The sequence below is a fragment of the Caballeronia sp. LP006 genome, from assembly GCF_031450995.1.
Taxonomy (GTDB): Bacteria; Pseudomonadota; Gammaproteobacteria; order Burkholderiales; family Burkholderiaceae; genus Caballeronia.
The window spans coordinates 1293891-1306963 of record NZ_JARTVW010000004.1 but is presented as its reverse complement, the minus strand read 5'-3'; the positions used below and the strand labels follow the sequence as shown (position 1 = coordinate 1306963).

Annotated in this window: 10 protein-coding genes; 5 read left to right on the top strand and 5 right to left on the bottom strand. The window is 62.0% G+C overall.

What is annotated here, in order from left to right:
- Positions 1-20 precede the first annotated feature (20 nt).
- The gene (locus P9250_RS16000; RefSeq protein ID WP_250510435.1) at positions 21-3179 is read right to left on the bottom strand and encodes a response regulator; all 3159 of its coding nucleotides are present in this window, start codon (positions 3177-3179) and stop codon (positions 21-23) included.
- 173 nt (positions 3180-3352) lie between these two features.
- On the opposite strand from P9250_RS16000, the gene hpnA reads away from it, so the two are divergent.
- The 3 genes from hpnA (at position 3353) to P9250_RS15985 (ending at position 7550) form a co-directional block, all read left to right on the top strand.
- Entirely contained in the window at positions 3353-4363 is a 1011-nt protein-coding gene (gene hpnA / locus P9250_RS15995) for a hopanoid-associated sugar epimerase (RefSeq protein ID WP_310394005.1), read from the top strand.
- Between the two features lie 222 nt (positions 4364-4585).
- A complete protein-coding gene (locus tag P9250_RS15990) occupies positions 4586-6838 on the top strand; it encodes an NADP-dependent isocitrate dehydrogenase (protein WP_250467572.1) in 2253 nt (750 codons plus the stop codon).
- A gap of 196 nt (positions 6839-7034) precedes the next feature.
- Positions 7035-7550 (top strand): hypothetical protein, encoded by a 516-nt coding sequence (locus P9250_RS15985; RefSeq protein ID WP_250492948.1) that lies wholly within the window; start codon positions 7035-7037, stop codon positions 7548-7550.
- Between the two features lie 16 nt (positions 7551-7566).
- On the opposite strand, the gene P9250_RS15980 is transcribed toward P9250_RS15985, so the two are convergent.
- On the bottom strand, positions 7567-8769 hold the full coding sequence (locus tag P9250_RS15980; RefSeq protein ID WP_310394000.1) for a glycosyltransferase: 1203 nt from the start codon (positions 8767-8769) through the stop codon (positions 7567-7569).
- Positions 8770-9232: 463 nt separating this feature from the next.
- Between P9250_RS15980 and ispH the strand changes: the two genes are divergently transcribed.
- Together ispH and hpnH are read left to right on the top strand one after the other, a co-directional pair.
- Entirely contained in the window at positions 9233-10204 is a 972-nt protein-coding gene (gene ispH, locus P9250_RS15975; RefSeq protein WP_244828860.1) for a 4-hydroxy-3-methylbut-2-enyl diphosphate reductase, read from the top strand.
- 13 nt (positions 10205-10217) lie between these two features.
- Positions 10218-11372: an adenosyl-hopene transferase HpnH gene (gene hpnH / locus P9250_RS15970; protein WP_309848336.1), complete on the top strand. Its 1155-nt coding sequence runs from the start codon at positions 10218-10220 to the stop codon at positions 11370-11372.
- 62 nt (positions 11373-11434) lie between these two features.
- On the opposite strand, the gene P9250_RS15965 is transcribed toward hpnH, so the two are convergent.
- From P9250_RS15965 to P9250_RS15955, 3 genes are all read right to left on the bottom strand, one after another.
- On the bottom strand, positions 11435-11830 hold the full coding sequence (locus P9250_RS15965; protein WP_250467576.1) for a type II toxin-antitoxin system VapC family toxin: 396 nt from the start codon (positions 11828-11830) through the stop codon (positions 11435-11437).
- The gene (locus P9250_RS15960) at positions 11827-12066 is read right to left on the bottom strand and encodes a type II toxin-antitoxin system Phd/YefM family antitoxin (protein WP_409014904.1); all 240 of its coding nucleotides are present in this window, start codon (positions 12064-12066) and stop codon (positions 11827-11829) included. The genes P9250_RS15965 and P9250_RS15960 overlap by 4 nt, the downstream gene beginning before the upstream one ends.
- 168 nt (positions 12067-12234) lie before the next feature.
- Entirely contained in the window at positions 12235-12849 is a 615-nt protein-coding gene (locus tag P9250_RS15955) for an ABC transporter substrate-binding protein (protein WP_310393998.1), read from the bottom strand.
- Positions 12850-13073: the final 224 nt, after the last annotated feature.

Here is a 13073-nt window from a genome sequence, read left to right as displayed (position 1 = left end):
GTCTGATCTGACATCTCACGTCAACGCTGCCGCAACCAGACGCGGCACAGCGATACGAGCTTATCGACATCGATGGGTTTGGATATGTAGTCGTCCGCACCCGCCTCGAGACATTTCTGGCGATCGCTCTGCATGGCCTTCGCCGTCAGCGCGATGATCGGCAGGCGCGCGTGCTCATGCTGCTTGCGAATCTCGGTCATGGCGGTGAGGCCGTCCATCTCGGGCATCATCACGTCCATCAGAACGAGGTCGATCTCGTTGGGACGCGCGAGCGCTTCGAGCGCCTCGCGGCCGTTGCGCGCGATCTCCAGCGTGGCGCCGAGCGGCTCGATCACGCGCGACAGCGCGAAGATGTTGCGCACGTCGTCTTCGGCGAGCAGGATCGTGCGGCCTTCGAACACGTCGTCGCGCTGACGCGCCGCGCGCAGCATGCGTTGCTGCTCGGGCGGCAACGCGCTTTCCACGCTATGCAAAAAGAGCGTCACTTCATCGAGCAGACGCTCCGGCGACTTCGCACCCTTGATGATGATCGATTTCGAATAACGGCGCAGGCGCTGCTCTTCCTCTTGCGAGAGCATGCGGCCCGTGTAGACGATCACTGGCGGCGAGCCATGTCCGCTGCTCGTCGAAACGCGTTCTAGCAGTTCGTAGCCGGAACCGTCGGGCAGCGCCAGGTCCATCACGACGCAATCGAACGCGGCGCTTTTCATCTCGTCGAGTGCTTCGGCGATGGAGCCCGCTTCCACGATTCCCACGGTTTCGCTCGCGAGCAACGCATGAATGCTCTGACGTAAGGCCGGATCGTCCTCGACCACGAGCACGCGCCGCATGCCTTGCGACGAGCGCGCTTCGAGCTTGAGGATGGCCTGCGCGAGATCGTCGCGTGCGCTCGGTTTGAGCGTGTAGCCGATTGCGCCGAGATGCAGCGCGACATCGGCGTGATCCGTCGCGGAGACGATGTGGATCGGGATATGACGGGTGAGCGGATCGTGTTTCAGCCATTCGAGCACGGTGAGGCCCGACTGGTCCGGCAAGCCGATGTCGAGCAGGATGCCGTTGGGTTGCAGCGAACGCGCCAGTTCCACGCCTTGCGTGGCGCTTGCCGCATGCACGCAATCGAAGTCGAGTTCGTGCGCGAGATCGTAGAGGATATGCGCGAAAGGCTGATCGTCCTCGATGACGAGAATCACGCGCCCCGGCCGCTTGCGGTCCGCGCGGTCGTCGGCGATACCTTTTGGCTCGGGCATCGACGCCTGCGGAGGTTGCGGCGCCGGGCGTTCTTGCGGAGCCGGCGAAGGCGCGACCGGCACCAAGGCAGGATCGCGCACGGCGGCGGGCTCGGGCTCGCGCATATGTCCGATGGTGTCGAGCTTCGCGGTGACGGTGCCTTCGCGCGTGGCGATCGGCAGCGTCACCGAGAACACGCTGCCTTTGCCGACTTCGCTCGATACGCCGACCGAGCCGCCGAGCAAACGCGAGAATTCGCGCGAGATCGAAAGGCCGAGTCCGCTGCCGCCGTATCGACGGCTCGTGGTGCCGTCCGCCTGCTGGAACGCCTGGAAGATCAGGTCTTGCTTGTCGCGCGCAATGCCGATGCCCGTGTCGCGAACCTCGAACCGTAGCGCCTGTTCGTTCGCGCGCTCCACCGCGATGGTCACGCTGCCGCGCTCGGTGAACTTGAACGCGTTGGACAGCAGATTGCGCAGCACCTGCAAGAGCCGCTGGTTGTCGGTGACGAAATACTCCGGCACGTTCTCGCCATGCACGGTGAAGAACTCGAGCCCCTTGCTGGCCGCGACCGGCGCGAAGGATTGCTTGAGCGCTTGCAGAATCGAATCGACGGAAGCGGGCGCGAACTGCACATCCATCTGGCCCGCCTCGACCTTCGAGAGATCGAGAATGTCGTTGATGAGCGAAAGCAGATCGCTGTTCGACGAGTGGATGGTCGCCGCGTAGCGCACCTGCTCGTCGGAGAGATTGCCTTGCTTGTTGTCCTGCAGGAGCTTGGCGAGGATCAGCGAACTATTGAGCGGCGTGCGCAATTCATGCGACATGTTCGCCAGGAACTCCGACTTGTACTGGCTCGCGCGCTCCATCTGCAACGCGTTCGCGGTCAGTTCCTGCTGCGCCTGAAGCAGTTCGGCCTTCTGCCGTTCAAGGTTTTGCGAATGCTCTTCGAGCTGCACATTGGTCTGTTCGAGTTCGGCCTGCTGCTGTTCTAGCCGCGCCTGCGAGTCCTGCAAGGCGCGGCCGCGTTCTTCGAGTTCTTCGTTCGAGACGCGCAGTTCTTCCTGCTGCACCTGCAATTCCTCGCTCTGACGCTGTGTCTCTTCGAGCAGTTCGACGAGCCTCACGCGATACCGCGCCGAGCGCAACGCCATGCCCATCGCTTCCGATGCCATTTCGAGCAGCTCGCGGCTGTCGTTGAAGCGTCCTTCGTCGCCGACAAAGCCGAGCTCGACCACGCCCATCACTTCGCCATCGGCCATGACGGGCGCGACTACTACGCTCGACGCCGCAACCGTGCCCAGCGCGGAGCCGGCTTTCAGATAGTGCGCGGACGCATCGCGCATTTGCAGGATGCGCTTGTCCTCGACCGCCTGACCCGCGAGCCCGACGCCGCGCGCAATGCGGCGCGGCGCGCTGTCTTCGTCGGGAAGCGCCCAGCCGGCGACGCGCGTGAGCGTATCGGCTTCGAACGTATAAACCACGCCGACTTTTGCGTTGACATACGGAACGAGCGAACGAAGCATGCTGACGCCGATCGAAGCCGGAGACTGTTCGCCGCGCAATTGCAGGCTCATCTGCATGATGCCCTGCTGCAGCCACGTGGTCCGTTGTACCGCGAGCCGCGATTTGATATACAGGTGCGCCACCGCCGACACCACGAGCAACACGAAAATGCCCATCGCGCGATTGAGTTGCAGGACTTCGTGGTTTGCGGTGGGTTCAGCGTTGGAGAAGACGTAGCCGCCGATCATCAGCACCGAAGACGCACCCGCGACGATAATCGGCGCAGGCGGCTTGTCGAGCCACATGCACAGCACGACCGGCAGCACGTAAAACACCCAGATCGCGAGACGCGTGGGCGTGAGCAAGTCGATGGCGAACACGACGGCAAGCGCGATCGCAATGGCAAGGTAAATCCACGAGGCGTGGCTTCGAGTGTCTTGGGGCATCGTTGACCAGGATGTTCATGTTTTGCAAAAGCGCCTACAAAGCAGGCAGGTCCGGACCATAGCACGACCCGCAAGCCCTTGTCATATCTGGCTTTGCGGGTTCTTGACGCATCCATTGTCGCGCGGCACTTGTTACGAAAAAACCGCCGCGCAAATGTAAGGGCGAGGTAAGAATGACTGAATTTTCCGGCTCACGCGTGCTTGTCACGGGAGCCTCCGGTTTCGTGGGTTCGGCGGTTGCGCGGCTCGCGATCGAGCGCGGTTTCAAGGTGCGCGTGCTGGTCCGCGCCACGAGTCCGCGCAAGAACGTCGAAGCGCTCGATGCCGAGATCGTCGTCGGAGACATGCGCGACGAAGCCTCAATGCGCGCCGCAATGAAGGGCGTGCGCTATCTGTTCCATGTGGCCGCCGACTACCGGATCTGGGCGCCGGACCCGGGCGAAATCGAGCGCGCGAACCTGCAGGGCACCGAGGCGACAATGCGCGCGGCGCTGGCCGAAGGCGTGGAGCGCATCGTCTACACGAGCAGCGTGGCGACGCTCAAGGTCACGAGTTCGGGCGCAATCTCGGATGAGACGAAGCCGTCGGACACGGCGAGCACCATTGGCGCGTACAAGCGCAGCAAGGTGATGGCGGAGCGCGCCGTCGAGCGCATGGTCGCGAATGACGCGTTACCGGCGGTGATCGTGAATCCTTCGACGCCCATCGGTCCGCGCGACGTGCGGCCGACGCCTACCGGGCGCATCATCGTCGAAGCGGCGACAGGGAAGATTCCCGCTTTCGTCGACACGGGCCTGAATCTCGTCCATGTCGATGATGTCGCCAACGGCCACTTTCTTGCGCTCGAACGCGGCAAGATCGGTGAACGTTATATTTTGGGGGGCGAGAATCTGCCATTGCAGCAGATGCTCGCGGACATCGCCGGATTCGTCGGGAGGAAGCCACCGACCATCAAGCTGCCGCGCGGGCCGCTTTATCCGCTCGCCGTGGGCGCGGAGATGTTCGCCAAGTTCAGCGGCAAGGAGCCGTTCGTGACGGTGGACGCGCTGCGCATGTCGAAGAACAAGATGTATTTCACGTCGGCAAAGGCGGAGCGGGAACTAGGCTACAGCGCGCGGCCGTATCGCGAAGGGCTCAAAGACGCGCTCGACTGGTTCCGTGCGAACGGCTATCTGGGCAGTTGAGGGCGCAACGTTCCGCATTGCGAGACTGGCTCAACTCTTCTATAAGACCTAAAAATTTCCAAGTTATTGATTTGAAATAAAAATGCTTTGTTTTACGCCCGCGCGGCGACCAGCTTTCACACGCGCGCCCCTCAAAATCATGCAAAATAGCGGATTCACGGCCGGAAGGGTGAATGCAGCCGGCGCTTTTTTCCAACCTGTTCTGCGAAGTCGAGACAAGCGATGAGTAATCAGCAACCCACTATCATCTACACCCTGACCGACGAAGCTCCGCTGCTCGCAACCAGCGCCTTTCTGCCGATCGTCCGCACTTTCATCGCGCCGGCCGGCGTCAATGTCGAAACGAGCGACATCTCGGTCGCCGCGCGTATCCTCGGCGAGTTTCCCGAGTTCCTGAGCGAAGAACAGCGCGTGCCGGACAACCTCGCCGAACTCGGCAAGCTCACGCAGTTCGAAGACACCAACATCATCAAGCTGCCGAACATCAGCGCGTCGCTGCATCAGCTGATCAGCGCGATCAAGGAATTGCAGTCGAAGGGCTACAAGCTGCCCGACTATCCCGAAGAGCCGAAGAACGACGAAGAGAAGGCCATTCGTCAGCGCTACTCCAAGTGCCTCGGCTCGGCCGTGAACCCGGTGCTGCGCGAAGGCAACTCGGACCGCCGCGCGCCGCTCGCGGTCAAGAACTTTGCGAAGAAGCATCCGCACAGCATGGGCGAATGGAGCATGGCGTCGCGTACGCACGTCGCGCACATGAAGCATGGCGACTTCTATCACGGCGAAAAGTCCATCACCAACGACCAGGCTCGTGAAGTGCGCATGGAACTCGTCACGAAGCGCGGCGAAACCATCGTGTTGAAGCCGAAGGTCAAGCTGCAGGAAGGCGAGATCGTCGACAGCATGTTCATGAGCAAGAACGCGCTCGTGGCGTTCTACGAAGACCAGATGGAAGACGCGCACAAGACGGGCGTCATGCTTTCGCTGCACGTGAAGGCGACCATGATGAAGGTCTCGCACCCCATCGTGTTCGGTCATGCGGTCAAGGTGTTCTATAAAGACGCGTTCGCCAAGCACGCGAAGCTCTTCGAGGAACTCGGCGTCAACGTGAACAACGGCTTGGTCGATCTCTACTCGAAAATCGACACGCTGCCGGAATCGCAGCGCGATGAAGTCATCCGCGACCTGCACGCCTGTCATGAACATCGCCCGGCGCTCGCCATGGTCGATTCCGCTAAAGGCATCTCGAACCTGCACGCACCGAACGACGTGATCGTCGACGCGTCCATGCCCGCCATGATCCGCGCGGGCGGCAAGATGTGGGGCGCCGACGGCCGTCCGCAAGACACCAAGTGTCTGATCCCGGAAAGCACGTTCGCGCGCATCTATCAGGAAATCATCAACTTCTGCAAGACCAATGGCGCGTTCGATCCGCGCACCATGGGCACGGTGCCGAACGTCGGCCTGATGGCGCAGAAGGCCGAAGAATACGGCTCGCACGACAAGACTTTCGAGATCAGCGAAGCCGGCACGGCGCGTATCGTCGATAACGCGACCAACGAAGTGCTCGATTCGCTCACGCAGGAAGTCGAGCAAGGCGACATCTGGCGCATGTGTCTCGTGAAAGACGCGCCCATCCGCGACTGGGTCAAGCTCGCCGTCACGCGCGTGAAGAACTCGGGCACACCGGCCGTGTTCTGGCTCGACCCGTACCGTCCGCACGAAAACGAGCTCATCAAGAAGGTCGAGACGTATCTCAAGGACCATGACACCACGGGCCTCGACATCCAGATCATGTCGCAGGTGCGCGCCATGCGTTACACGCTCGAACGCGTGATCCGCGGCATGGACACGATCTCGGTGACGGGCAATATCCTGCGCGACTACCTGACCGACCTGTTCCCGATCATGGAACTCGGCACCAGCGCGAAGATGCTCTCCATCGTTCCGCTGATGGCGGGCGGCGGCCTGTACGAAACCGGCGCGGGCGGCTCGGCGCCGAAGCATGTCAAGCAACTGGTCGAAGAAAACCATTTGCGCTGGGATTCGCTCGGCGAGTTTCTGGCGCTGGCGGTATCGCTGGAAGAACTCGGCATCAAGAACGACAACGCGCGCGCGAAACTCGTCGCGAAGGCGCTGGATGCCGCCACCGGCAAGCTGCTCGACAACAACAAGAGCCCGTCGCCGAAGACCGGTCAGCTTGACAATCGCGGCAGCCAGTTCTATCTGGCCATGTACTGGGCGCAGGAACTCGCGAACCAGTCGGAAGACCGCGCACTCGCCGAACTGTTCGCGCCGCTCGCGAAGCAACTAGGCGACAACGAGCAGAAGATCATCGACGAACTCAACGCCGTGCAGGGCAATGCGGCGGATATCGGCGGGTACTATCAGCCGGACCCGGCCAAGCTCGAAACGGTGATGCGTCCGAGCAAGACGCTCAACGCAGCACTGACCGAAGCACAGGCACGCGCGAAGTAAAGTAGTCGGCGCCGTCTCGAAAGGCGTCTCCCGGAGCAATCCGGAAGACGCCTTTTTCTTTGCGGCGGGGAGCGGCGAAGCGCTTCATCGGCAGCCGTTTCCAAGCATTTCGTTACAACGTGTGCCCGGTGACTCCTGACGGAGAAGGTAAAATCACGGTCTCGCTGCCAGCATCGAAAGACACAGATACCTTCGCATGAATCTACATGACCAGCTCGGCGCGCTGGAGTCGAGCCTCGACACGCTCCTCCAGTCCGCTACTTCTCCAGACGACCAACCCGCTCCGCTGCCCATGCGCGTGACGAGCGCCGAGCCCGTCGCGCCCGCTGCGGAACCCGCGCCGCTCGGCGCCGAAGCCGAGCGCGAACAAGCCGCAAGACCTGCGGAAAAGCCTACGCTGACCGTCTCGCGCCCCGACCGCGATGCAATCGAAATGACGATCGCCGGCCAATCGGTGCTACTGAGTCCCGAAGGCGTGTCGGAGCTGATCGAGGAATTGGCGAACGTGCGTGCATCGATGACGCCGGATCAGCCTGTCGGCATCGCGCCCGGCTGGCGTTTCGCGGCAACGAAAAACCCGCTGATGGCCGTGCAGAAGCACGCAAACGGGGATCGACTGCTCATCATGCGTCACGGCGGACACGGCTGGGTGCCGTTCACGTTTTCGCCGCACGCCGTCGTCGAGATGTATGCCCTTCTGACGAAGAAGTAACGCGCGTTCAAGTCGGTCAGGAGCCTTCCTGCGTCGGCGCCTGCACGCGCGCCTTCCACTGACCGCCCTTGCCGCTCCAGTAACGCACGGCCGAGCCGATCGTCGCGCTCACGTAGAACAGCGCCACCAGCGGCAGGAACGGCGCCCACAGCAGCAAACGCCGGTAGTAGCGCAGCATCGGCCCATACGCAATGCACATGAGCGCCCACGCCGCGCAGGCGGGCCAGGCACGCGCGCCCATTGTAAGCGCCAACAACGGCGGCGCGAGATAGATCACCACCATGCCCAGCACCGTACCCGCAAGCAGAAGCGGCGAGTAGCGCAACTGCGTGAACGCGGTGCGCGCGATCATGTTCCAGATTTCGCGCCAGTGATCGTACGGACGCAGCGACTCGCTCGATTCGGCCAGATCGAGCCGAATGGGCCGCGCGCCGTTGCGCCCCGCGCGATGCTTGATGCGCGCGGCAAGACTGCAATCGTCGATGAGTTCCTGCCGGATCGACTCGATACCGCCCGCCTCCACCAGCGCCGAACGGCGCACCAGCATGCAGCCGCCGGCCGCACCCGAGGTCGTTTTCCGCACGTCGTTGATCCACGCGAACGGATACAGCTTCGCGAAGAAGAACACGAACGCTGGAATCAGCGCCTTCTCCCACGGCGAGTCGCAGCGCAGCCGCACCATCAGCGAGACGAGATCGCGGTCTTCTAAAATCGTGCGCGCGACGAGTTGCGTGGCGGCATCGGCCGGATGGTAGATGTCTGCATCGGTAAGCAGAAGGAATTCGGCGGGCAGACCGAGCGAATCGATGGCACCGATGCCCTGCGACTGCGCCCATACCTTGCCCGACCAGCCAGGCGGCAACGGTTGCGCGGTGAGCACGGTCAGACGGTCATCGAGCCCGAGATCGCGGGCGGCGGCGAGTGCGGCGGCGGCGGTGCCGTCGGTGCTGTGATCGTCCACGACGATCACGTGGAACGCGCCCGCGTAGTCTTGCCTGAGCAGCGAGCCGACCGCGCGGCCGATCACGTCGGCCTCGTTACGCGCGGGCACCACGGCCACGAGCGCCGGCCACGCGCCGCGCCGGGCGATTTCGGCTTTGCCGACCGCGTGCACGGTCGTCGCGGAAAGCGCGGGTGCGGGCTGGGCGCGCCAGAAGCCGCCACGGGCGAACAGCAACACGATCCAGATCAGAAATGACAGCCAGGCGATCAGTAGCATGAGATGAAAGTCGAAGGCGGCAGCTCGGACGACCGAGTGCGCTTGCGTTGAATCAGGTCGGATCAGGGATTGCAGCGGGCCGGGGCGTTGCGCCAAAAATACACGAAGGAATAACGCGCGGGGCACGCAAACAAGGCGCAAACGACGCAATCGCACCGTGGCGAGCGAGCGCCCCGCCCGGAGCACCCGACAGTTTAATGGGATATGCCGGTCGCCGTATTGCCGCGTGCCGCAAGGCTCAGCCGGAACGTATGCGACAAGCACCCATAAAGGGAACGAGTTAGAATACGCGGTCATCTTCGGCATGCAGACCGAACCCGGCACGTCGTTTTTTCCGGTCTGCATTCCGGGCTCGCCACGCCGCCCGTTTGCGGCATGGCCGGCACGATAATGTGGTCCCATGGAACGCGCGAGCATCGCGCCGCCTGATCCGAAACCCGCGCCAGTCGGAGTTCGTTCGAATATGCGTATCATCCTTGCTCAACCCCGCGGCTTTTGTGCGGGCGTGGTTCGCGCGATCGAAATCGTCGATCGGGCGCTGGAACGGCATGGCGCACCGGTGTATGTGCGTCACGAGATCGTTCACAACCGTCATGTCGTAGACAATCTGCGCGGCAAGGGCGCACGTTTCGTCGAGGAGCTCGACGAGGTGCCGCACGGCGCGGTCGCCATTTTCAGCGCGCACGGCGTCGCGAAGAAGGTGGAGAAAGACGCGCTGTCACGCGGGCTCGACGTGCTGGACGCCACTTGCCCGCTCGTCACCAAAGTTCACGTGCAGGGCCGGCAGTATGTCTCGCAAGGCCGTACACTCATTCTGATCGGCCACGCGGGGCATCCGGAAGTGGAAGGCACCATCGGGCAGATTCCGGGCGAGGTCGTGCTGGTGCAAAGCGAGGCGGAAGTGGACACGCTCGCTTTGCCCGTCGATGCCCCGGTCGCCTATGTCACGCAGACCACGCTTTCGGTGGATGACACACGCGGCATCATCGACGCCTTGCAGCGCCGTTTCACCGATATCGTGGGTCCGGACACGCGCGACATTTGTTATGCCACGCAGAATCGCCAGGCCGCCGTGCGCGAGTTGAGCACTCAGGTCGATGTCTTGCTCGTAGTAGGCGCCACGAACAGTTCCAATTCGAACCGGCTGCGTGAGATCGGCGCGGAAACCGGCGTGCCGAGTTATCTCGTCGCCGATGGTTCGGAAGTCAAGGCCGAATGGTTTGCAAAGGCGCAGACTGTCGGCATCACCGCGGGTGCTTCGGCGCCCGAGGAAATGGTCAAACATGTGATCGATGCCCTGCGCGCGTTCGGCCACGTCGAAGTCACGACGATGGAAGGCCGCGAGGAAAAGGTCGAATTCAAACTCCCCGCGAAGCTGTTGCAACCGCTCGCCGCCCTGGCGACCACGGCAGCGACGGCCACCCGCGAAGAATAAGGAGAGCAAGCAATTGTCTATTCCGCTGCTTCAGAAAGTCCGCGTTGGCGCCTATATCTTTCGCCAGCATTTTTCGCGCAACAAGCGCTACCCGCTTGCACTGATGCTCGAACCGCTGTTCCGCTGCAATCTGGCGTGTAACGGCTGCGGCAAGATCGACTATCCGGATCCCATTCTCAACCAACGTCTGTCGCTGGAAGAGTGCCTGGGCGCGGTCGACGAGTGCAACGCGCCGGTCGTTTCCATCGCGGGCGGCGAGCCGCTCTTGCACAAGGAGATGCCGCAGGTCGTGAAGGGCATCATCGCGCGCAAGAAGTTCGTGTATCTCTGTACGAACGCGCTGTTGATGGAAAAGAAGATGGACGATTACGAGCCGAGCCCGTACTTCGTCTGGTCCGTTCACCTCGATGGCGACCAGCAGGCGCACGATCACTCGGTATCGCAAGACGGCGTCTACGACAAGGCCGTGAAGGCGATCAAGGAAGCAAAGCGGCGCGGTTTCCGCGTGAACATCAATTGCACGCTGTTCAACGACGCCGATCCCGATCGCGTCGCCAAGTTCTTCGATACGCTCGGTCCGATGGGCGTGGACGGCATCACGGTGTCGCCCGGCTATGCTTATGAACGCGCGCCGGATCAGCAGCACTTCCTGAACCGCGACAAGACCAAGACGTTGTTCCGCGAGATTTTCAAGCGCGGCAACAACGGCAAGAATTGGTCGTTCAGCCAGTCGGCCATGTTCCTGGACTTCCTCGCGGGCAACCAGACGTATCAGTGCACGCCGTGGGGCAACCCGGCGCGCACGGTATTTGGCTGGCAGCGTCCGTGTTATCTGCTCGGTGAAGGTTACGCGAAGACCTTCAAGGAACTGATGGAAACCACCGAGTGGGAAAAGTACGGCACGGGCAACTACGAGAAGTGTGCTGACTGCATGGTGCATAGCGGCTTCGAAGCCACCGCCGTGATGGATACCGTGGCGCATCCGCTAAAGGCGCTTGGTGTGTCAATGCGCGGCCCGCGTACGGAAGGCGCGTACGCGAAGGATCTGCCGATCGACAAGCAGCGTCCGGCCGAGTACGTGTTCTCGAAGCACGTCGAGATCAAGCTGGAAGAGATCGGGCGGATGTCGAAGGGCAAGGGATCGAAGGCACCCGCCGCGGCGCATTAGTGGCCGAGGGTGATTGATGGAAGGGCGGATGACTCTGGTTGTCCGCCCTTTTTGTTTTCGGGTTACCAAATGGTCTTGACGTGTTGATAGTCGCGAATTCTCCGGTCCTTCGTGACCAGAGGTGCAGAAAGCGAACGCGCCGTCGCCACGATCATGCGGTCTGCCGGATCTTTGTGGAACTCGCCCGGCAAATCGGCGGATTTGACTGCGATGTTTCGGTCCACGGGGACGAAGCGCACGCCTTCTATTCGACTCACTTTGTCGAGCCAGTCGCCAACGTCCGCGGAGAGGACAACCCGACCTCGCTTCACCAACATCGCGATTTCCCATGCGGTCATGGTCGAGATCACAATCTCCCCGCCTTCCTCCAATTCTTGCTCGATCGCTGCCCGAGCTAGCTTGCCGAGCGCCGCTCCGCTCACCCACCACAGCAACGTGTGCGTGTCCAGCACGATCATTCCAGCGCCTCCCAGTCGTCCTCGCCAACGGGCTCCATGGGGTCGTCATAGCGCAACACGCTTCCGCGCAATTCCTCCAGCGGCGTGAGGGATGAGTTGTCGTAGCGCCGCACTTCGAGCACGGGCTTGCCATGGTCTGTCACGATCATATGTTCCCCTGTCGATTCCACGAGACGAAAGTACTCCAACGCTTTCGCCTTGAACTCGGATTTCGAAACTCGCTTGACAGCCATGATAATGCCCCTGGTCACGTAACGATAGTCATTTTAGACTCGGCCAAATGGTATAGGAAAACAGGACAGGCGCGTCATAAACAAAAAAAACGCGACGGCTCATCACCGTCGCGTTTCTTACATGAGTCTGGCTGGTGCAGGTGGCGTCGCGGGCGCTATTGCGCCTCGATGTCACCCCGCCGAGCGCGAATTGTGCTCCGACAGATACTTGATCAGCCCATCGACACCGTCTTTCTGCAGTTGCCCCGCGAATTGTTGCTGATAGACCTGGATGAGCCACGCGCCCATCATGTCGATGTCGTAGATTTTCCAGCCTTGCGCCGTCTTACCCAATCTGTAACGCACCGGATTGTCGCCGCCAGTCGAAACGACGTGCGATTCGACCACGACGTCGCGCGCGTTTGCATCGGCCTTGGGCGACTCGAAGCTAAACTTGACGTCCTGATCGCGTAATTGCGACAACGAAGCCGCGTAGGTCCGCACAAGCAACGTCTGGAACTGGTCGTAAAGCTGTTTCTGCTGCTCGGGCGTGGCGCTGGCCCATGCCTTGCCCACCGCTATGCGCGTCGTGCGCTGGAAGTCGGTGGCGGGCAAAAAGCGCGTTTGCACGAGTTGTGTGATCTTCGCCATGTCGCCGCCGCGCGCTTGCGGGTCGGCCTTCATCGCGTCGACGGTGCCTTCGACAGCGGCCTTGACGACGGCGTCGGGGCTAGTTTGCGCGAAAGCCTCGCCGGACAGGCCGAGGGCAAAAAGAAATGCGAAGCAAATGGACAGATAGCGTTTCATGGCACCCGTTCTCTGAATGAGTTCTGAGGTTGGAATTGGTATGGGGACGGCGCAATACCCGGTAACGCCGATGCAGCCGGCACGCGTCGAGCCAGTATATCGACACGCGGGGGCATCGACAGTTCAAGACGCATGGCGCGTTCGTGCCCGGCATCGACCGGTATACTTGCGCGGCATCGCCGGACGCCGGCGCGCATCATCTCGCCGGCAGCACGCGGCCCGCA